The 20,570-nt window shown below is 43.7% G+C and carries 16 protein-coding genes and 1 rRNA gene (1 of these 17 running past the window's edge); 16 read left to right on the top strand and 1 reads right to left on the bottom strand.

All coding sequences use genetic code 11. The annotated features are described in order from the left end of the window. Positions 1 to 4: 4 nt before the first annotated feature. From ftsL to lpxC, 13 genes are all read left to right on the top strand, one after another. Positions 5 to 319, top strand: a complete 315-nt coding sequence (ftsL, locus tag E2H97_RS16345) for a cell division protein FtsL (protein ID WP_133408122.1) — start codon at positions 5 to 7, stop codon at positions 317 to 319. Further along, positions 316 to 2,049: a penicillin-binding transpeptidase domain-containing protein gene (locus E2H97_RS16340; protein ID WP_133408121.1), complete on the top strand. Its 1,734-nt coding sequence runs from the start codon at positions 316 to 318 to the stop codon at positions 2,047 to 2,049. Before ftsL ends, E2H97_RS16340 begins: the two co-directional genes overlap by 4 nt. Further along, complete coding sequence (gene murE, locus E2H97_RS16335; RefSeq protein WP_133408120.1) at positions 2,049 to 3,515, top strand: UDP-N-acetylmuramoyl-L-alanyl-D-glutamate--2,6-diaminopimelate ligase; 1,467 nt, start codon at positions 2,049 to 2,051, stop codon at positions 3,513 to 3,515. The genes E2H97_RS16340 and murE overlap by 1 nt, the downstream gene beginning before the upstream one ends. Continuing rightward, positions 3,512 to 4,876 carry a UDP-N-acetylmuramoyl-tripeptide--D-alanyl-D-alanine ligase gene (locus tag E2H97_RS16330; RefSeq protein ID WP_133408119.1) on the top strand — a complete coding sequence of 455 codons (1,365 nt, stop codon included), beginning with the start codon at positions 3,512 to 3,514 and terminating at the stop codon, positions 4,874 to 4,876. Before murE ends, E2H97_RS16330 begins: the two co-directional genes overlap by 4 nt. Beyond that, positions 4,877 to 5,959, top strand: coding sequence for a phospho-N-acetylmuramoyl-pentapeptide-transferase (gene mraY / locus E2H97_RS16325; RefSeq protein WP_133408118.1), 1,083 nt, complete (start codon positions 4,877 to 4,879; stop codon positions 5,957 to 5,959). 17 nt (positions 5,960 to 5,976) lie between these two features. Continuing rightward, complete coding sequence (gene murD, locus E2H97_RS16320) at positions 5,977 to 7,299, top strand: UDP-N-acetylmuramoyl-L-alanine--D-glutamate ligase (protein ID WP_133408117.1); 1,323 nt, start codon at positions 5,977 to 5,979, stop codon at positions 7,297 to 7,299. Beyond that, on the top strand, positions 7,286 to 8,503 hold the full coding sequence (gene ftsW, locus E2H97_RS16315) for a cell division protein FtsW (RefSeq protein ID WP_133408116.1): 1,218 nt from the start codon (positions 7,286 to 7,288) through the stop codon (positions 8,501 to 8,503). Before murD ends, ftsW begins: the two co-directional genes overlap by 14 nt. A gap of 5 nt (positions 8,504 to 8,508) precedes the next feature. Beyond that, the gene (murG, locus tag E2H97_RS16310; RefSeq protein ID WP_133408683.1) at positions 8,509 to 9,621 is read left to right on the top strand and encodes an undecaprenyldiphospho-muramoylpentapeptide beta-N-acetylglucosaminyltransferase; all 1,113 of its coding nucleotides are present in this window, start codon (positions 8,509 to 8,511) and stop codon (positions 9,619 to 9,621) included. Beyond that, positions 9,618 to 11,072, top strand: coding sequence for a UDP-N-acetylmuramate--L-alanine ligase (murC, locus tag E2H97_RS16305; RefSeq protein WP_133408115.1), 1,455 nt, complete (start codon positions 9,618 to 9,620; stop codon positions 11,070 to 11,072). The genes murG and murC overlap by 4 nt, the downstream gene beginning before the upstream one ends. 56 nt (positions 11,073 to 11,128) lie before the next feature. Beyond that, the gene (locus tag E2H97_RS16300; protein ID WP_246029019.1) at positions 11,129 to 11,899 is read left to right on the top strand and encodes a cell division protein FtsQ/DivIB; all 771 of its coding nucleotides are present in this window, start codon (positions 11,129 to 11,131) and stop codon (positions 11,897 to 11,899) included. Positions 11,900 to 11,902: 3 nt separating this feature from the next. Further along, positions 11,903 to 13,138: a cell division protein FtsA gene (gene ftsA / locus E2H97_RS16295; protein ID WP_133408114.1), complete on the top strand. Its 1,236-nt coding sequence runs from the start codon at positions 11,903 to 11,905 to the stop codon at positions 13,136 to 13,138. 30 nt (positions 13,139 to 13,168) lie between these two features. Then, complete coding sequence (gene ftsZ / locus E2H97_RS16290) at positions 13,169 to 14,359, top strand: cell division protein FtsZ (protein ID WP_133408113.1); 1,191 nt, start codon at positions 13,169 to 13,171, stop codon at positions 14,357 to 14,359. 172 nt (positions 14,360 to 14,531) lie between these two features. Then, positions 14,532 to 15,455, top strand: coding sequence for a UDP-3-O-acyl-N-acetylglucosamine deacetylase (gene lpxC, locus E2H97_RS16285; protein WP_133408112.1), 924 nt, complete (start codon positions 14,532 to 14,534; stop codon positions 15,453 to 15,455). A 4-nt stretch (positions 15,456 to 15,459) separates the two neighbouring features. Here the strand turns inward: lpxC and E2H97_RS16280 are convergent, their stop codons facing one another. After that, on the bottom strand, positions 15,460 to 15,912 hold the full coding sequence (locus E2H97_RS16280; RefSeq protein ID WP_133408111.1) for a DUF721 domain-containing protein: 453 nt from the start codon (positions 15,910 to 15,912) through the stop codon (positions 15,460 to 15,462). A gap of 23 nt (positions 15,913 to 15,935) precedes the next feature. Here E2H97_RS16280 and E2H97_RS16275 point away from each other — a divergent pair, with 23 nt between their 5' ends. The 3 genes from E2H97_RS16275 to E2H97_RS16265 form a co-directional block, all read left to right on the top strand. Then, positions 15,936 to 16,835 carry a M23 family metallopeptidase gene (locus E2H97_RS16275; protein WP_133408110.1) on the top strand — a complete coding sequence of 300 codons (900 nt, stop codon included), beginning with the start codon at positions 15,936 to 15,938 and terminating at the stop codon, positions 16,833 to 16,835. Between the two features lie 58 nt (positions 16,836 to 16,893). Then, complete coding sequence (gene secA / locus E2H97_RS16270; RefSeq protein ID WP_133408109.1) at positions 16,894 to 19,620, top strand: preprotein translocase subunit SecA; 2,727 nt, start codon at positions 16,894 to 16,896, stop codon at positions 19,618 to 19,620. Positions 19,621 to 20,328: 708 nt separating this feature from the next. Further along, positions 20,329 to 20,570: ribosomal RNA gene (locus E2H97_RS16265) — 16S ribosomal RNA — on the top strand (it continues 1,298 nt past the right edge of the window).

Here is a 20,570-nt window from a genome sequence, read left to right as displayed (position 1 = left end):
AACGATGGCTAAGGGACCGCTAAGTTTACCCAAAATCATTCTCCAAGATTTATGGAATCATAAATGGGTTTTACTCCTGATGCTGTTTGTGATTTTAAATGCCGTAGCTGTGGTTTATTACAGTTATGCCAGCCGCAAGCTGACCAGTGAATGGGACGGGCTTTTGCAGCAACGAGATCAACTGGACGTGGAGTGGCGGAACCTGCTACTAGAAGAGCAGTCGCAAACTGAGCATAGTCGCATAATCCGAATAGCGACCAAAAAATTACACATGAAAAGACCATTACCTAATGAAGAGGTGGTAGTAAAATTACCATGAGTAGAGCAACAAAGCAGAAACAACCTGAAGTGATCCACTGGCGTTTGCATGTGGTCATTGGGTTTGTATGTCTGTTTTTTGTGAGTTTGGTGGCGCGTGCGGCCTACATTCAAGTCGTTGAACCTGAAAAGTTACGCCGTGAAAGTGATATGAGAACGCTTCGGACGACGAGTACTGAAGTGCAGCGAGGATTGATCACCGATCGCAACGGTGAAATGTTGGCGGTTAGTGTGCCTGTTAGAGCGGTTTGGGCCGATCCAAAAGTTATCTACGATAATAAAAGCGTTGATGATAGACGCCGTTGGCAAGCTTTAGCTGATGTATTGCAGCTTCAAGAAGAAAAACTACTGAAGCGAGTTACGATTAATCCCAAACGTCGATTTGTGTATTTAAAGCGTCAAGTGACGCCAGCTGTCGCCGAATATATTAAAAAATTACGCTTGAAAGGGGTTTACCTAAAAGCGGAGTCGCGTCGTTATTATCCCGCAGGGGAGACCATTGCTCAATTGGTGGGGATCACCAATATTGATGATGTTGGCATTGAAGGTATCGAGCACGCTTATAACTCATGGTTGACAGGTAAGCCATCTAAAGAACAAGTGCGTAAGTCTCGTGATGGTCATGTGGTTGAACGTTTAGGTGTGATTGAAGAGGGTGAACAGCCCAATGATTTAGTATTAAGCGTCGATCAACGTATTCAGGCCTTGGCTTATCGAGAATTAAAAAAAGCTACTGAATATAATCAAGCCACTTCAGGTTCCATTGTCGTGTTGGATGTCCATACTGGGGAAGTCCTCGCTATGGTTAATACACCTTCCTATAACCCTAACTCAAGAGATAACCTACAAAGCTTTCGAATGCGCAATCGCGCGGTTACTGACACCTATGAGCCAGGCTCTACGATTAAACCTTTTGTGGTCGCAGCGGCATTAGAAGCTGGGGTGGTGAAATTAGATGAGATCATTCCTACTTCTCCGGGCTGGATGCGAATTGGGGGAAGGCAAGTACGTGATGCCAGAAATTTTGGGGATATGAGCTTGGCTCGTATCTTACAAAAGTCCAGTAATATGGGGGTGAGTAAACTATCGTTACGCATGCCTGTAGAACAGTTGATCGGTACTTATCACTCCTTGGGGCTGGGTAACTACACAGGAATCGATTTAGTTGGTGAAAGTGCTGGTATTATTCGAGAGCAGCATCGTTGGTCAGACTTCGAGCGCGCAACCCTTTCTTTTGGTTATGGTTTGACGGCTACACCACTTCAATTAGCCAGAATGTACGCCACTTTAGGCAGTGGTGGCATAGCGTATCCTGCTTCAATATTAAAACTGAGAAAGCCACCGAAGGGTGAGCGAGTGTTAGATGAAAACGTCGCCCATGAATTGATTAAAATGCTGGTCGGCGTGACAGAAAAAGGCGGCACGGCTTTACAGGCTCACATAGATGGTTATCCCGTAGCTGGAAAAACGGGCACCAGCCGTAAAGCGGTTGCTGGTGGCTATGGCGATGACTATGTTGCTCTGTTTGCTGGTGTCGCACCTGCAAACAATCCAAGGTTAGCCATATCCGTGGTGATCAATGATCCAAAAAGCGACCAATACTATGGTGGTGATGTAGCCGCTCCTGTATTCGCAAAAGTGATGTCGGCTTCTCTGCAAATGCTTAATGTTGAGCCGATAAGTCCGCAAGAGCAATCTCGACTCGCGGCTTATACAAGAGGAGTGCGCTAATGCAAATTAAAGATCTGCTTGCTCCTTGGTTCCATTATTCAGGAGAGGAAGCCTTTAATAACTTGACGATAGATAGTCGTCAGATCAGTGCCGGTGATGTTTTTGTTGCCATTCCTGGTCATCAGGTGGATGGAAGAGATTTCATACAGCCTGCTTTTGCTCAAGGTGCTGTTGCAGCGATAGTCCATACTGATGAGTCTGAGCAGCATGGTGTTCACATCACCACTGAATCAGGACCAATCATTTATTTTTCTCATTTATCAGGGCAATTGTCAGCCTTAGCGTTTCAGCGCTACCCTGTTGAGAAAAGTAAAATGAAGATTGTTGGTGTCACGGGTACCAATGGTAAAACAACCGTGACTCAGTTGATTGCTCAATTGGTGGTGAGTTTAGGTGGTAAAGCCGGAGTAATGGGCACGGTTGGAAATGGCGTTTGGGGACAATTAACAGAGAGTGAAAATACCACTTCCGATGCGATTACGACTCTCAAACAACTGCATGAATTTCAACTGAAAGGTGTAGAGCTTTGTGCCATGGAAGTTTCAAGCCATGGCTTAGCACAGCACCGCATCGATGCCGTCCCTTTCAGTAGTGCGTTAATGAATAATTTAACTCGTGATCACTTAGATTATCATGGTGATATGAGTAATTACGCGGCCGCGAAGCGCCGTTTGTTTCAGTTTCCTGAGTTAGAGCATCGTTTACTGAATCTGGATGATGAGGTGGCGTTGAATTGGCATACCGAAGCTGAATTTGCTGACAGTGTCGGTTTTAGTATTCAACCCCAAGTGAATGCTAGCTATCAAGTGAAAGATGTTGAGTACCATAATGCTGGATTGACCGCTAAGTTAGTATGTCCACATGGTCAAGGTACGATTAGCTCTCCTTTGCTCGCTGAATTTAATTTATCTAATTTGCTGGCGGCTCTCGCAGTATTATTAGAGGAAGGTTATCCGTTCGAGGCATTATTAGCGCAAGTGTCCAAACTTGAACCCGCTAAGGGAAGAATGGAGTGTTTTGATCACCAAGGTGTTACCGTGGTCGTTGATTATGCTCATACCCCAGATGCCTTGGAGCAAGCGTTACATGCTCTCACTCGACATTGCCAAGGGAAACTTTGGTGCGTATTTGGTTGCGGTGGTGATAGAGACAGAGGTAAGCGTCCACAAATGGCTCAGACCGCTGAGTGTTATGCGCAACAAATTGTGATCACCAATGATAATCCACGTAGCGAAGAGCCGATGTCCATTATCGAAGATATCGTAACAGGGCTAACACAACCCCAAATTGCCCATATTGAACCTGACAGACAAACTGCCATAAAGTTTGCTTTGTCCCATGCACAAGTCGGCGATATTGTGATGCTTGCGGGTAAAGGGCATGAAACCTATCAAGAAATCCAAGGAATAAAGCATAGTTATGATGAACGTGCGTTGGTTCGAGCATTAGTCGGAGTTCCAGCATGATCACTCTCACTTTAAAAGAAATGGCAACGGCGTTAAATGGGCAACTCATAGGAGAGGATCTCAAGATTTCTTCTGTAAGTACCGATACCCGTAAGATTGAACAAGACTGTTTGTTTATTGCCCTTAAAGGTGAGCGCTTCGACGCTCATGACTTCTTGGAGTCTGCGGTTACCAATGGTGCTAAAGCCGTTTTGGTATCGCAAGTGTTAGACATTCCCGTTCCACAATTAGTGGTTAAAGATACTCGCTCGGCGCTGGGGCAGCTTGGAGCTTACGTCCGTTCAAAGCTCAATATCAAAGCGGTAGCGATTACAGGTTCAAATGGGAAGACCAGCGTAAAAGAAATGTTGGCCACCATCCTTAAGCAGTCCCATAAGGTATTGTATACCGCAGGTAATTTTAATAATGATATTGGTGCACCATTGACCTTGCTGCGACTCGAAGAAGATGATGAGTTCGGTGTCTTTGAACTTGGTGCCAATCATAGAGGGGAAATTGATTATACCTCTGCGTTAGTTAAACCTCAGGTGGCTGTTGTGAATAATGTAGGGCAGGCTCATATTGAAGGCTTTGGCTCAATAGAAGATGTGGCGATGGCTAAATCGGAAATCTACAACCACTTATCCAGCGATGGTGTGGCTGTGATCAATGCTGATGATGCCTTTGCTGAGCAATTTAAAGCAGCCTCAAAACATCATAAACAGCTTTGCTTTGGAATTGATAATAAAGCGGACGTAATGGGGATCAATTTACATCCCAACGCCTTAGGTCAGTATCAATTTACTCTTTGCTATCAAGAGCAGAAGGAAGTTGTTCAGTTACCGCTTAACGGTAAACATCATGTAAATAATGCCTTAGCGGCCGCTTCGATGGCGCTTGCCTTGGATATCCCTTTAAAAGAGGTGGTGTCTGGACTACAGCAAGCTCAGGCTGTGTCAGGTCGAATGCAATCCACTCAGATTGAACATTTACACCTTATTGATGATAGCTATAATGCCAATCCTTCGTCGGTTAGGGCTGCCATTGATTGGCTAGCTCAACAATCAAATTATCGCATACTTGTGCTTGGTGATTTTTCTGAGTTAGGTGCCGATACCGACCGTTTACACAGGGAAATTGGTGAGTATGCAAAATCGCTTCACCTTGATGATGTATTAACGTTAGGGGATAAAAGTCAAGCAACTTCAACGCAGTTTGGTGGTCAACACTATACAGAGTTAGAAGCTATCACAGATGCTTTGGTTGCCAAGGTAAAACAGCAAAAAACGATTACGATTTTAGTCAAAGGTTCACGCAGCGCGGCTATGGAGCGAGTGGTGAATTCGGTAAAGAGCGCTTATGAGCGTGGGGAGTGGAAGTAAATGCTGGTTTATCTAGCGGAGTATTTAGCCCAGTTTTACTCAGGGTTTCATGTTTTTTCTTATTTGACATTGAGAGCAATTTTGGGGCTGTTAACAGCATTGTTATTTAGCTTATGGCTAGGCCCAAAACTAATTGAACGTTTGCAATTGATGCAAATTGGCCAAGTCGTTCGTAACGATGGTCCAGAGTCGCATTTTAGCAAGCGCGGTACGCCAACTATGGGTGGTTTGCTGATTTTATTTGGTATCTTTGCCAGTACGCTTCTTTGGGGAGATTTAGATAATCATTATGTGCTGGTGACCTTGTTTGTACTAGGTAGCTTTGGTGCGATCGGTTTTTTGGATGATTACCGCAAAGTGGTTCGTAAAGATCCAAAGGGTTTGATTGCAAGGTGGAAATATATATTTCAGTCAGTCGCGGCTTTATTGGTAGCAGGCTATTTATATTTTAATGCTTCCACCCCCGGTGAAACGCAATTAGTGGTGCCGTTTTTTAAAGATATCATGCCGCAGCTAGGGGCCTTTTTTATCGTTTTAGCTTATTTCACTATTGTTGGCTCAAGTAATGCGGTAAACCTCACGGATGGTTTAGATGGCTTAGCCATTATGCCAACGGTAATGGTGGCAGGTGCTTTTGCATTGATCGCTTATTTATCAGGGCACTCAGGTTTTGCGCATTACTTACATATTCCATACTTGCCAGGCTCGGGCGAGTTAGTGATTGTCTGTACTGCTATTGTCGGGGCAGGGTTAGGCTTTTTATGGTTTAACACTTATCCAGCACAAGTCTTTATGGGAGATGTAGGTTCATTATCTCTAGGTGCGGCACTAGGCGTTATTGCTGTGTTGGTTAGGCAAGAAATTTTGTTAGTGATCATGGGAGGGGTATTCGTGATGGAAACGCTCTCAGTGATCTTACAGGTTGGTTCGTATAAGTTGCGAGGACAACGGATTTTTAGAATGGCTCCCATCCATCATCACTATGAATTAAAAGGCTGGCCAGAGCCAAGAGTGATCGTACGTTTTTGGATTATCTCACTATTTTTGGTCATGTTAGGTTTAGCGACATTAAAACTAAGATAAACAATTAGGGTAATTGAATGAAACAGCCACATACGCACATAGTACTTGGAATGGGAGCTACAGGGCTCTCTATTGTGCGTTATTTGCTTAAGCAGGGCATTACCCCTTGCGTTATGGACAATCGCGCAATTCCACCAGGTTTAGAGGCCTTAATGGAAGAGTTTCCTACGGTGGGAGTTGTAGTGGGTAAATTCGACCAAAATATGTTGTTAGAAGCCAATCAAATCATTATTAGTCCTGGAGTGGCGGCTTCAACACCTGAAGTGAAAACCGCCAGAGAACTTGGTGTTGAGGTGATTGGTGATATTGAGTTATTTGCCCAAGCCATTGCTTCAACACAAGCAGAAGTCATAGGGATAACGGGTTCTAATGGGAAGTCTACCGTAACCACATTAGTAGGCGATATGGCCAAGCGTAGCGGTATTAATGTGGCTGTAGGAGGAAATCTAGGAACCCCAGCACTCGATTTACTTGAGCAAGAAGCGGATCTGTACGTATTAGAGCTAAGTAGTTTTCAATTAGAAACGACAAAAAGCCTAAACTGCCTTGCAGCAACGTGCTTGAATATTTCGCACGATCATATGGATAGATATCTGACCTTTGATAGTTACCGTCAGACCAAACTGAAATTATTCGAGCAAACCCAGCATCAAGTTATTAATCGTAAAGATTTTCAGGCTCATCCTCTTGAACCTAACAATGTAATCAGTTTTGGATTAGATAAGCCCAAACAAGGTCAATGGGGCGTGGTGGATGGAGTGTTATGTCAAGGTGATGAAAGTATTATGCGAGCCAATGAAGCATCAGCTTTAGGTCGTCATAATCAAGAAAATATCCTTGCAGCAATGGCGTTAGCGCAAATTGCAGGTGTTAAAAAACCAGCAATGATTGAAGCGGCCTGCCAATTTGTTGGACTCTCACATCGTTGTGAAAAAATTGCTCAGTATGAAGGCATAACCTTTATTGATGACTCAAAGGCGACAAATGTGGGAGCCGTAGTTGCGGCTGTTGACGGGCTGCATAATGATGAAGGTAACATCATACTGATTGCTGGCGGTGACTCCAAAAAAGCCGACTTGTATCCACTAAAGGCTCCGCTTGAGCGCGTTAAGGTAATGATTGTATTTGGTCAAGATGCTGAAGCTATGGCTAAGCTGACTGAGAAGCATAAGATCGTTGAAAATATGGGGCAGGCGGTAAGCTATGCCATTGAGCAAGCTGAGAATAAGGATATTGTGTTGTTATCTCCAGCTTGTGCCAGTACCGATATGTACACAAATTTTGTTGAGCGTGGAAACGACTTCCAACAAAAGGTTCGTGAGTATTATGGCGAGCACTGAGAAACAGCTTAATTTATTTGGTACTGAGGTCTCTTGGTCTTGGCCAAAGCTAAGGTTTGGAGACCGACGCCCCGGTCATCAGCTTTATGATAGAGCGTTATTGTTTGCCATTATTTGTTTATTTGGCTTTGGGTTTGTGATGGTGATGTCTGCTTCAATGCCAGAAGCAGAAAGCTTAACGGGAAATCCTTTTCAGTTTGTAAATCGTCATCTGATATATCTTGGAGGTTGTTTAGCCATTTCGTTAGTGGTGCTGAGTCTAGATATGAGCTTTTGGCAAAAACTGAGCCCATGGATGTTGATTGCCGTATTTCTAGGGTTAGTTGCGGTATTGCTAATAGGACATAACGTTAACGGGGCAACTCGATGGCTTAAATTTGGCCCGATCCGGATCCAAGTAGCCGAAGTGGCTAAGTTGGCGTTCAGTGTATATCTGGCAGGGTATTTGGTCAGACGCCATGATGAAGTGCGCCAGCGAATGTTTGGTTTTATTAAACCAATACTGGTATTGGTTGCCTATGCAGGACTCATTCTTTTGCAACCAGATTTAGGTTCTGTGGTTGTTTTATTTGTCATAACTGTAAGTTTGTTGTGGTTAGCTGGTGCGAGATTACAAGATTTCTTTCTATTAATGATGCTGGGCGTCGCACTATTTGTCGTGTTAGTGGTATCAGCGCCTTATCGAATGCGGCGTGTGACGTCGTTTATGAATCCATGGGACGATCCTTTTGGAGCAGGGTATCAGTTAACACAGTCTTTGATGGCCTATGGTCGTGGAGGCTGGTTAGGACAGGGGCTTGGCAACAGTATTCAAAAATTAGAATATCTTCCTGAAGCGCACACTGACTTTATTTTTGCAGTGGTTGGTGAAGAGCTTGGTTTTATAGGGATCCTTTTAGCACTGGCGGTATTGTTATTTATTACTTTGAGAGCGATAAAGCTAGGAAGTAAATGTGTAGAATCGAATAAACCATTTGAGGGTTATTTAGCTTACGCCATTGGTATATGGATTTGTTTTCAAACCATAGTCAATGTTGGTGCTAGCATCGGGATGTTACCCACGAAAGGACTAACATTACCGTTTATCAGTTTTGGTGGCAGTAGTTTATGGATCATGACAGCGGCAGCCATGATGTTATTACGAATTGATTATGAAGTAAGGTTGGATCAAACACAGGCAATCCAGCGGCGAGGAAGTACATGACGGCGATGAGCAAGAAAAATAACAGCACAGTGCAAAAGCGTATTTTAGTCATGGCCGGTGGAACAGGAGGTCATGTTTTTCCGGCTTTAGCCGTAGCCAAAAGATTGGCCAACGAAGGTTGGGAAGTGCTGTGGTTAGGTACCGCAGAGCGGATGGAAGCTAAATTAGTCCCACAGCACGGTTTTAACATCAAGTTTATTGATATTAAAGGTGTTCGTGGCAATGGCATTATTCGAAAAGTAATGGCGCCAGTTAAAATACTTAAAGCGATCGCGCAGGCTCGCAAAATTATCCAAGAATTTCAGCCCGATGTTGTGATGGGAATGGGAGGCTTTGCGAGTGGCCCGGGTGGTGTAGCCGCAAAACTAATGGGGATACCACTGGTATTGCATGAGCAAAATGCGATTCCAGGGATGACGAATAAGTTGCTATCGAAAATTGCTTCTAAGGTGCTGTGTGCTTTCGAGGGTACTTTTGATTCATCGTTAAACGCAAAGGTCGTGGGTAATCCTGTTCGATCTGAGCTAGAAAGCTTAAGAGAGTTATCTTTAACTCAAGATGATAAAGCGCTAAAAGTATTGGTTGTTGGCGGTAGCTTGGGGGCAAAAGTATTTAATGAACGGATGCCGCTCGTTGCTGCTGAATTAAGTCGAACTCATTCAGTCACATTATGGCATCAAGTGGGTAAAGGAAACTTGCAGACGGTTACTAAGGCTTATCAGAAGCAATTGCAACAAAATTCTGTTCAAGTGGCTGAATTTATAGATGATATGCAAGCGGCTTATCAGTGGGCAGATGTGGTCATTTGCAGAGCTGGGGCATTAACGGTGTCAGAGTTGGCAATGGTTGGAAAACCGAGCATTTTAGTGCCTTACCCACATGCCGTTGACGATCACCAAACCTTAAATGCCAAGGTATTGGTTAATGCTGGTGGCGCATTCTTATTGCCACAGCCGATAGCATCTGTTGAGCAGTTTGTTGAAAAGCTGAGCCTACTTGCTGAAAACAGAGCTGAACTTGCAAAAATGGGGCAACAAGCAAAACAGGTTGCCATGATCAATGCGACTGAACAGGTTGCAGAGGTGTGTAAGGCCCTAACGGAGAAAGAAGTCGCATGACAAATGCAGAAAAACACGCGCAATTACGTAGTCAAATTCCAGAAATGCGCCGCATTAAGCGTATTCATTTTGTCGGCATCGGTGGTGCTGGTATGGGCGGGATTGCTGAAGTGCTGCTTAATGAAGGTTATGTGATCAGTGGCTCAGATATTGCCACAAATAGAGTAACAGACAGACTCGCAAATCTAGGTGCTGAAATAACGATTGGCCACCATGCCGATAATGTTAAACAAACGGATGTGGTGGTGGTGTCTACGGCTATCCAAAGCGATAACCCAGAGCTCATCGCCGCTCAAGAGTTACGGATACCTCAAGTTCAGCGAGCTGAAATGTTAGCTGAATTGATGCGCTTTAGACATGGTATCGCCATTGCGGGCACCCATGGAAAAACCACGACGACGAGTTTGATTGCCAGTGTTTATGCTGAGGCAGAAAAAGACCCAACATTTGTCATCGGTGGATTGCTTAATAGTGCTGGAACCAATGCCAGATTAGGGAGCAGTCGATACCTGATTGCTGAAGCGGATGAAAGTGATGCCAGCTTTTTGCATTTACAGCCAATGATCGCAGTGATCACTAATATTGAAGCGGATCATATGAGCACCTACGACGGTGACTTTGAAAAGCTTAAAACGGCTTTCGTGGAGTTTTTGCATAATCTACCATTTTACGGTTTAGCTGTGGTATGTATTGATGATCCTGTGATCCGAGAATTATTGCCCCGAATTGGTCGTAAAGTCGTCACCTATGGATTCAGTGAAGATGCTGACTACAGAGCGGTAGACTTTGAACAACACGGTGCTATCAGTGCGTTTACCGTTCGTCGCTCAGGAAAGGCAGATTTAAAAATTAAACTCAATATGCCAGGAAAGCATAATGTGCTTAATGCACTAGCTTCGATTGCAGTGGCGGAAGAGGATGACATTGCAGAGTCACCCATTGAAAAAGCGCTAGTTGAATTTCAAGGTATTGGTCGCCGTTTTCAAAAGCTGGGTGATTTTACAACCCCGAAAGGACAAGTGCTATTAGTGGATGACTATGGTCATCACCCTAGCGAAGTCGCTGCGACGATTCAAGCGGCTAGACAAGCTTACCCAAATAAGCGCTTAGTGATGGCTTATCAGCCACATCGTTATACTCGTACGCGAGACTTATTTGAAGACTTTGCCGATGTGTTATCTCAAGTTGATAGCTTACTGTTACTAGAAGTGTATGCGGCGGGTGAAGAAGTGATCCCCGGAGCTGACGGACGGACGTTATGCAGAGCGATACGTCAGCGAGGAAAAGTGGATCCAATATTTGTGAATAATACTGAGCAATTAGCCATACTATTGCCTGATGTTTTACAAGATAATGATCTGGTGCTCACACAAGGGGCTGGGAACATAGGTGCATTGTCAAAAGCATTAGTTAAATCAGAGTTAGGTTTTTCGTTGTTAAACGATGAATAGCCTTAAGAATAAAGCGCTTAATCGAATAATAGCATGCAGCTTGGAGTGACTCAGGCTTGAAATGGAGAGAAAGTTACCAGCGTTATAAAGAAAAAATGTTAGACGTTAATTGGTATTTAGTTGGCGGTCTTTTTTTTCTATTACTTGTGATCCTTGGGTTTACGTATACAGGATGGAAGTTAACGAAGCTGGTAAATGATGCAGAGCAATTACCGATTGATGCGGTTGTTGTCAAAGGAGATCGCCATTATCTAACCGATGGTGAAATTCAAAGTGCACTAAAAAATTTACTGAGTCGGAGTTTTTTTAGTGCAAACGTGACTCAAGTACAAAAGGCGCTAGAAGGGTTGCCTTGGGTATATCGAGCATCAGTAAAGCGCGAATGGCCTTCAAAATTGAAGGTTTATATACAAGAGCAACAGGTAGTCGCTCATTGGAATGGTGAGCAGTGGATTAATCAACAAGGTGATGTGTTTCAAGCAATAGTACCTAAACACATCAAAATGGCGCCCTTACCTTATTTATACGGGCCGAATGAAGAGGCAAAGGATATGCTCAAAACTTACCAACAGTTAAGGCAACTATTGGCAATAAATGGATTTGATTTAGAGCGATTAACTCTGACTCCAAGACGCGCTTGGCAAGTGATGTTAGCTAATGGTATAGAACTTCACCTTGGGCGAGAGGACAAAATTCGCCGAGTGCAAAGATTTATTGATGTATACCCAACCTTAAAAAGGGAAAACAAACCGATAGCCAACGTAGATTTACGGTATGATACAGGATTGGCCGTCGGCTGGGATAAAAGACAAAGTGAGAATCGATAACTCATGACCAAAAACCAAGAAAGAAATTTAATCGTTGGGTTGGACATAGGAACCTCAAAAGTGGCAGTGATCATTGGGGAAGTATTGCCCGATGGTGAAATTACTGTAGTGGGTGTCGGTAATCATCCATCTAGAGGGATGGATAAAGGCGGGGTTAACGACCTAGATTCGATCATTCGTAGTGTTCAGCGCTCGTTAGATCAAGCTGAACTGATGGCGGATTGTCAGGTGACCTCGGTGTATCTCAGCATTTCTGGTAAACATATCTCTTGCCAGAATGAGAACGGTATGGTGTCCATTAATGACGAAGAAGTGACCCAAGAAGACGTAGAAAATGTGATTCATACGGCTCGTTCAGTTAAAATACCCACCGAGCGTAGAATTTTACATGTACTGCCTCAAGAGTACGCCATTGATGTTCAAGATGGGATAAAAAGTCCTATAGGAATGTCAGGCATGCGAATGGAAGCAAAAGTACATATTGTGACCTGTGCCAATGACATGGCGAAAAATATCACAAAAAGTGTTGAGCGTTGTGGCTTAAAAGTGGATGATCTAGTGTTTTCTGGTATCGCTTCAGCAGACGCTACCCTGACTAATGATGAAAAAGATCTTGGGGTTTGTCTTGTTGATATTGGTGGCGGGACCACTGACATCGCGGTATACACTAATGGCGCGCTTCGTCACTGTGCGGTAGTTCCAGTTGCTGGAAACCAAGTGAGCAGTGATATTGCAAAGATATTCCGAACGCCATTGACGCATGCTGAACAAATTAAAGTTCAGTTTGCTAATGCTAGAAGCGCAGCGGTTAGCCGCGAAGAAAATATTGAAGTCCCATCAGTGGGTGGGCGACCATCACGTTCGATGTCACGTCATACACTGGCAGAAGTGGTGGAACCAAGGTATCAAGAAATGTTTGAGTTGATACTACAAGAATTACGAGACAGTGGCTTTGAAGATCAAATAGCAGCTGGCATCGTGTTAACAGGTGGTACTGCTTCGATAGACGGAGCGGTAGATGTAGCTGAAGCAACGTTCGGTATGCCGGTTAGGGTTGCAACCCCATTGGCAGTAAAAGGACTTTACGAATACGTTGAACAGCCAATTTATTCTACTGGCTTAGGCCTTTTGCACTATGGTGCTCGTCAATTGATGGATCGTGAAAATGATCGTTCAGAGCGCCAAGGGGTAACGAGTGTGATAGGTACAGTGAAAAGTTGGTTTAAAGGGCAGTTTTAATTTTAATGCAGGCAATATGGAGTTCTGATTATGTTTGAGATCATGGACACTCATTCAGATGAAGCGGTGATCAAGGTCATCGGTGTTGGTGGCGGCGGCGGTAACGCTGTCGAACACATGGTAAAACACAATATTGAAGGGGTTGAGTTTGTTGCGACCAATACCGATGCGCAAGCATTGCGTAAGTCGTCGGCAGGGGCAACGATTCAACTAGGTAGAGACATCACCAAAGGTTTAGGCGCTGGTGCAAACCCAGAAGTTGGGCGTTTAGCGGCTGAAGAAGATAAAGATAACATTCGTGCCGCCATCAAAGGGTGTGACATGATCTTTATCGCAGCTGGCATGGGCGGTGGTACCGGAACGGGTGCTGCTCCTGTTGTCGCTCAAATTGCCAAAGAGGAAGGTATTCTAACCGTAGCGGTTGTGACAAAGCCATTTCCTTTCGAAGGTAAAAAGCGTATGACCTTTGCTGATGAAGGCATCGTTGAGCTTGGTAAGCACGTTGACTCTCTCATTACCATTCCTAATGAGAAACTATTAAAAGTGTTAGGCCGAGGCACTTCGTTATTAGATGCATTTGCGGCAGCTAACAACGTACTGCTTGGCGCGGTTCAAGGCATTGCTGAACTGATTACTCGTCCTGGTTTGATTAACGTCGACTTTGCAGACGTAAAAACAGTAATGTCTGAAATGGGTAACGCCATGATGGGTACAGGAATTGCGAGTGGTGAAGACCGTGCTGAAGAAGCGGCTGAATCTGCTGTAGCAAGTCCATTACTTGAGGATATTGACCTTGCTGGTGCTCGTGGTGTGTTAGTGAACATCACTGCTGGTATGGACATGAGCATTGAAGAGTTTGAGACTGTGGGTAATCACGTCAAGGCTTACGCTTCAGATAATGCAACCGTAGTCGTTGGTGCTGTTATCGACCCTGAAATGAGTGATGAATTACGAGTAACTGTAGTTGCAACGGGGATTGGTGCAGAGAAAAAACCAGATATTACACTGGTAAATAAAACCAATACGCCAGCGCCAGCTCCTCGTGTTGAAGTCGAGCCTGTGACTGTAAGTGTTGCTGAAAATCTAGCGATTGACGATACAAAAGTAGGAGTAGCAACGCCAACTGGCAATGTGGTTCCTGCAACCCAAACATCACCAACGCCAGATAATAAGCTAGACTATCTAGATATTCCTGCGTTTTTACGCAAGCAAGCTGACTAAATTTAGGTCAGCCAATGTCCTTTAGGGCATGTACGACATAAAGCATCATTTAAATGGTGGATTTTTGTGTCGTATACAAAATGTGTTAGTATATTCGACCCACTTAAGTCAGCCTGCGACGTTAAGTGGGTTCCTTTACTGACCTATAGAAAAAACAAATACAGGTAACTGCATGATTTTTCAAAGAACAGTTCAAAAAATGGTGAAAACGACGGGTGTGGGTTTGCACTCTGGTCGTAAAGTTACACTTGCCATTCGCCCTGCACCCGTAAATACAGGTATTGTATTTATGCGTACCGATCTGGAGCCTGCAGTGGCTATTCCAGCTAAAGCGGATCAAGTTCGTGAAACCATGCTTTGTACCGTATTAGTGAATGACGATGGTGTAAAAATTCAGACCATCGAACATTTATTTGCTGCCTTGGCGGGTTTAGGTATCGATAATGCCTATATCGATGTCGATGCCGAGGAAATCCCAATTATGGATGGCAGTGCTAGCCCGTTTGTATTCCTATTACAGTCGGCAGGTATTGCTCAGCAATCTGCAGCGAAAAAATACATTAGAATAAAAGAAACCATCCGTGTTGAAGATGGAGATAAATGGGCTGAAATTAAGCCTTACTCTGGCTTTAAAGTCGATTTCAAAATTGACTTTGATCACCCAGAAATCTCTCGTAGCCAACAACACATGGTGATGGACTTCTCTACATCAGGGTTTGTTAAAGATATTAGTCGCGCACGTACTTTTGGTTTTATGCGCGATATTGAGTATTTAAGAGCCAACAACCTTGCGTTAGGTGGCAGCATGGAAAATGCAGTTGTACTTGATGAATATCGTGTATTGAATCCAGACGGTCTGAGATATGACGATGAATTTTTAAAACACAAAATTCTTGATGCATTTGGTGACTTATATGTCGCTGGTCATGCGTTGATTGGCGAATTTTGTGCGTACAAAACGGGTCATGCCCTAAATAACAAATTAGTTCGTGCGTTACTGGCCCACCAAGAAGCGTGGGAGCTAGTAAGTTACGAACAAGAAGCGGATGTTCCTGTGCAATTTGTCAGCCCAAGTAATGCGGCTGCCATGGCCTAAGCACCTAAGATTGCCTATTACGGCTGGCTAATGCAGCCAGCCGTTTTAGTTTCTGGCCTAATTCTCCCTCAACATGCTCTGCCAGTGCTTCAATATGAGAAGCCGAAGTTTTACTGAGTTTTGCGTGTTCTATAGGTGCTTTTGAGTGATGAGTTGATAGCCTTGGGTTGACTTTAACGTCAATTCCAGTGAGCATGGGCAACGCTTCGTTTTGAATAGTAAGTAATATTTGAGATTTTTGAGCATTTAATCGAGTCGCCCAAACGGCGGAAGGTGTTTCAAGAATTAAGGTGTTTTGGCGCAAATTTGCCACATGCACTTGCTCGACAATTGGACCTTGTAAAAGCTGTTTTAGCAATTGGTTCAAACGCAAAATTAGTTCGGCTTTCTCTTTTAGTTCAGGTAATGCACCTGAGCCATTGAGCAATTGATTGAGTTCTTGAGGAAGCTTTTTCATATTAACGATACTGGTTGATGGTTATGAGTGTCACTTTATTTATACAAGGTAAACAAGGTGCAAAACGCATTGAATTAGGTAAGCGATGGCTATTACTGCCTGTGACGCTTATCGCAATCATTGTGAGCGCATACCACTATAATAATCAGCGATTTGTCGATCAGCAAGCCAGTATTAATTCTGCAAAGCATCAAAGACAGATGCAAAAGGAAGAAGTCACAAACCTTAAGCAGAAAACTCAAGCTCAAATTGCACAGTTAGCGACTCAAGTTGCTCGCATGCAAGCTAACCTTACTCGAGTAGAAGCCTTAGGTCAGCAAGTCGCTAAGAAGAACCACTTAGCTGATCAATTTGATTTTTCCAGTGAAGTTGGTGTTGGTGGTGTCAGTGACATTGGCGAAAGTATTCAGCTTGATCAACTACTTCAGGACATGGATGATCTTGCGTACCGTATCGAAAATCGACAACAAAAACTCGAAGTACTTGAAACCGTTGTAACTCATCACCATATAGATGGTGAGCGATACATTTCTGGCCGTCCAATTAATAAAGGTTGGCTATCTTCTCCATACGGATTACGTAACGATCCTTTTTCAGGTCGAAGAGCAATGCATAAGGGCATTGATTTTGCTGGTACTGAAGGTGAAGATGTCCTTGCTACTGGTTCAGGCGTAGTAACTTGGGCGGGTAGCATGTTTGGATATGGAAATTTAGTTGAAATTGATCATGGTAACGGGTTACGGACTCGTTATGGACACAACGCAAGTATTAGCGTGCACCTTGGTGATGTCGTTACCAAGGGACAAAAGATAGCCTCTATGGGAAGCACAGGACGTTCAACTGGACCTCATGTGCATTACGAAGTATTGCGGGCTGGGCAACAAGTCAACCCGCAAAAGTACGTCTACCGTAAACCAAGATGATCACCCTTGGTCGTTAACTTTAGACAGATTTTAGACTCTAGCAGAAAAAGTGATTCAGATGTTTGGAAAATTACTAACAAAAATATTTGGTAGCCGTAACGAACGCACCCTAAAAAGTTTAGGAAAAGTTGTCACCCAAATTAACGCAATGGAAGCGGATTTTGAGAAGCTTTCAGACAACGAACTTGCAGAGAAAACCAATGAGTTTCGCAAGCGTATTGAAGATGGCGAAACGTTAGATAGCATCACGCCAGAAGCATTTGCCGTTGTACGTGAAGCCTCTAAACGTGTTTTCGAAATGCGTCACTTTGATGTTCAGTTACTTGGCGGCATGGTATTAGACAGTAACCGCATCGCAGAAATGCGTACAGGTGAGGGTAAAACGCTAACCGCAACTTTGCCGGCATACCTAAACGCGTTAACAGGTAAAGGTGTACACATCATTACCGTGAACGATTACCTTGCAGGTCGTGACGCCGAGTTAAACCGTCCATTGTTTGAATTTCTTGGTTTAAGTGTTGGTATCAACGTAGCTGGTCTTGCACCAGAAGAGAAAAAGCAAGCTTACGCAGCTGACATTACTTACGGCACCAACAACGAATTTGGTTTTGACTACCTTCGTGACAACATGGCGTTTTCACCTCAAGAGCGTGTTCAACGTCCACTTCACTATGCACTGATTGACGAAGTAGACTCGATTCTTATCGATGAAGCTCGTACGCCACTGATTATTTCTGGTGCGGCAGAAGACAGTTCTGAGTTATACATCAAAGTTAATAAACTTATTCCGAATCTTGTTTCACAAGAAAAAGAAGACAGTGATGAGTTCACTGGCGACGGTGACTACAGCGTAGATGAAAAATCTAAGCAAGTTCATATGACTGAACGTGGTCAAGAAAAGATTGAAAACTTGCTTATTGAAACGGGATTACTGCAAGAAGGTGATTCACTCTATTCTGCTGCGAACATTTCATTACTGCACCATGTAAATGCTGGCTTGCGTGCACATACCTTATTTGAAAAAGACGTTGACTATATCGTCGCTGACGGTGAAGTTGTCATTGTTGATGAACACACGGGTCGTACTATGCCGGGGCGTCGTTGGTCTGAAGGTCTACACCAAGCGGTAGAAGCCAAAGAAGGCGTCGACATTCAAAACGAAAACCAAACGTTGGCATCGATTACCTTCCAAAATTACTTCCGCTTATACGAAAAGTTAGCGGGTATGACAGGTACAGCCGATACTGAAGCCTTCGAATTCCAACACATCTATGGTTTAGACACGGTTGTTGTGCCAACCAACAAACCAATGATTCGCGATGATCGTGCTGACTTGGTTTATTTAACTGCTCGTGAAAAGTACAACGCTATTCTTGATGACATCAGAGACTGTCGTGAACGTGGTCAGCCAGTCTTGGTTGGTACCGTTTCGATTGAGCAATCTGAATTATTGTCACGCTTAATGAAGCAAGAAAAAATTCCGCACCATGTATTGAACGCTAAATTTCACGAAAAAGAAGCAGAAATTGTTGCGCAAGCCGGTCGCTCGGGTTCAGTAACCGTTGCAACTAACATGGCTGGTCGTGGTACCGATATCGTATTGGGTGGTAACTGGAACGTTGAAGTTGCCGCACTAGACAATCCAACTGACGACCAAGTAGCAAAAATCAAATCTGATTGGCAAATCCGTCATGACGAAGTCGTTGCAGCAGGTGGTTTACATATTCTAGGTACTGAGCGTCACGAATCCCGCCGTATTGATAACCAGCTTCGTGGTCGTTCTGGTCGTCAAGGTGATGCCGGTTCTTCTCGATTCTACTTATCTATGGAAGACAGCTTGATGCGTATCTTCGCCTCTGATCGTGTATCTGGCATGATGAAGAAGTTGGGCATGGAAGAAGGTGAAGCGATTGAGCACCCATGGGTATCACGTGCCATTGAAAATGCACAACGTAAAGTAGAAGCACGTAACTTCGATATCCGTAAGCAATTACTTGAGTTTGATGATGTTGCCAATGACCAACGTCAAGTGGTGTATTCTCAACGTAATGATCTGATGGATGCTGAGCATATTGAAGAAACCATCGCCAGCATTAAAGATGATGTACTTAATGGCATGATCGATCAGTACATTCCGCCTCAGTCTATTGAAGAGCTTTGGGATGTTCCTGGTTTAGAAACACGTCTTCAGCAAGAATTTGGTCTGAAATTACCTGTTCAAGAGTGGCTAGATAAAGAAGATGATCTTCATGAAGAAACACTTCGCGAACGTATAGTAGATACTTGGGCTAAAGAATACGCGCAAAAGCAAGAAATGGTCGGTCCTGATGTATTACGTCAATTTGAAAAATCAGTAATGCTACAAACGCTCGATACATTATGGAAAGAACACTTAGCGGCAATGGATCATCTTCGTCAAGGTATTCACTTACGTGGTTATGCGCAAAAGAATCCAAAGCAAGAATACAAGCGTGAGTCGTTTGAGCTTTTCCAAGAAATGTTGGAGTCACTTAAATATGATGTGATCAGCATTCTTTCTAAAGTTCAGGTACAAGCACAATCTGAAGTTGAAGAAATGGAACAACGTCGCCGTGAAGAAGAAGCTCGTCTGCATCGTGAGTATCAACATGCACAAGCTGAGTCGATGGCAAGCGGTGATGAAATGACAGCGGAAATGGCTAACCACACCCCGATCGTAAGAGAAGGTGAGAAGATTGGGCGCAATGATCCATGTCCATGTGGTTCTGGTAAGAAATACAAGCAATGTCATGGCCGTTTGAACTAAAAGCCAACTTATATAAGTAAACATAGAAAAGCGCTTCTAATATGAAGCGCTTTTTTTATGTTTAAGTACAGCATCATCGGTAATAGGTGAAGATAATTTAAGGCGGCTTCAAATATATAGATTGGCTAGACAGTGAAAATAAGCACTAAAAAGTCGAGAATGTGGATAACTCTGTGAGTTAAAGGTGTGTTTAATGTGCTTAATTTGGTAGTAAAAAATAAATGCAAAAAACCTTAAAAAAAGGGTTGCGCAAAATTCTAAGCTCCCTATAATGCGCCACCACTGACACGGCACAGCAGGCACTACAGCGATGTAGCAGCAAGCAAGACGAGTCAGGGTTTGAAGAGGATTTAATCACTTTTCAAACGGCCAGAAAAAACTTTAAAAAAAGTGTTGACGGCCACAGGGAAATGCGTAGAATACGCAGCCCTGACCCGCTGAGAACAACGACTCGACGGGGTGCTGATAAAAGCACAATGTTCTTTAAAAATAAGTATCAAGCAAATCTGTGTGGACACTCACAGAGATAGAAACATCCAGTTATCATCTTCGGGTGCTAACAAAAATTCTATCAATGAAGAGTCCGCACTGATTGAAATGAGTTATTAATTTAACTGATTTCAGACATGCAAATTGATTTGTCTTAAATGACGAGTCAACGACAGAATTCATTGAGTAGTTCATCTTAGGGTGAACAAATTAAACTTTTAATTGAAGAGTTTGATCATGGCTCAGATTGAACGCTGGCGGCAGGCCTAACACATGCAAGTCGAGCGGAAACGAGAGGTGCTTGCACCTCGGCGTCGAGCGGCGGACGGGTGAGTAATGCCTGGGAATTTGCCCAGTTGTGGGGGATAACCATTGGAAACGATGGCTAATACCGCATAAACCCTACGGGGAAAAGGGGAGGCTCTTCGGACTTCTCGCAATTGGATAAGCCCAGGTGGGAT

The sequence above is a fragment of the Parashewanella tropica genome, from assembly GCF_004358445.1.
Taxonomy (GTDB): domain Bacteria; phylum Pseudomonadota; class Gammaproteobacteria; order Enterobacterales; family Shewanellaceae; genus Parashewanella; species Parashewanella tropica.
This window is presented reverse-complemented; position numbering and strand designations above follow the sequence as displayed.

Bases quoted from the DNA above. Each gene is read 5' to 3' on its own strand.
- ftsL (WP_133408122.1), top strand. From the start codon at position 5: ATGGCTAAGGGACCGCTAAGTTTACCCAAAATCATTCTCCAAGATTTA.
- E2H97_RS16340 (WP_133408121.1), top strand. From the start codon at position 316: ATGAGTAGAGCAACAAAGCAGAAACAACCTGAAGTGATCCACTGGCGT.
- murE (WP_133408120.1), top strand. From the start codon at position 2,049: ATGCAAATTAAAGATCTGCTTGCTCCTTGGTTCCATTATTCAGGAGAG.
- E2H97_RS16330 (WP_133408119.1), top strand. From the start codon at position 3,512: ATGATCACTCTCACTTTAAAAGAAATGGCAACGGCGTTAAATGGGCAA.
- mraY (WP_133408118.1), top strand. From the start codon at position 4,877: ATGCTGGTTTATCTAGCGGAGTATTTAGCCCAGTTTTACTCAGGGTTT.
- murD (WP_133408117.1), top strand. From the start codon at position 5,977: ATGAAACAGCCACATACGCACATAGTACTTGGAATGGGAGCTACAGGG.
- ftsW (WP_133408116.1), top strand. From the start codon at position 7,286: ATGGCGAGCACTGAGAAACAGCTTAATTTATTTGGTACTGAGGTCTCT.
- murG (WP_133408683.1), top strand. From the start codon at position 8,509: ATGAGCAAGAAAAATAACAGCACAGTGCAAAAGCGTATTTTAGTCATG.
- murC (WP_133408115.1), top strand. From the start codon at position 9,618: ATGACAAATGCAGAAAAACACGCGCAATTACGTAGTCAAATTCCAGAA.
- ftsA (WP_133408114.1), top strand. From the start codon at position 11,903: ATGACCAAAAACCAAGAAAGAAATTTAATCGTTGGGTTGGACATAGGA.
- ftsZ (WP_133408113.1), top strand. From the start codon at position 13,169: ATGTTTGAGATCATGGACACTCATTCAGATGAAGCGGTGATCAAGGTC.
- lpxC (WP_133408112.1), top strand. From the start codon at position 14,532: ATGATTTTTCAAAGAACAGTTCAAAAAATGGTGAAAACGACGGGTGTG.
- E2H97_RS16280 (WP_133408111.1), bottom strand. From the start codon at position 15,912: ATGAAAAAGCTTCCTCAAGAACTCAATCAATTGCTCAATGGCTCAGGT.
- E2H97_RS16275 (WP_133408110.1), top strand. From the start codon at position 15,936: ATGAGTGTCACTTTATTTATACAAGGTAAACAAGGTGCAAAACGCATT.
- secA (WP_133408109.1), top strand. From the start codon at position 16,894: ATGTTTGGAAAATTACTAACAAAAATATTTGGTAGCCGTAACGAACGC.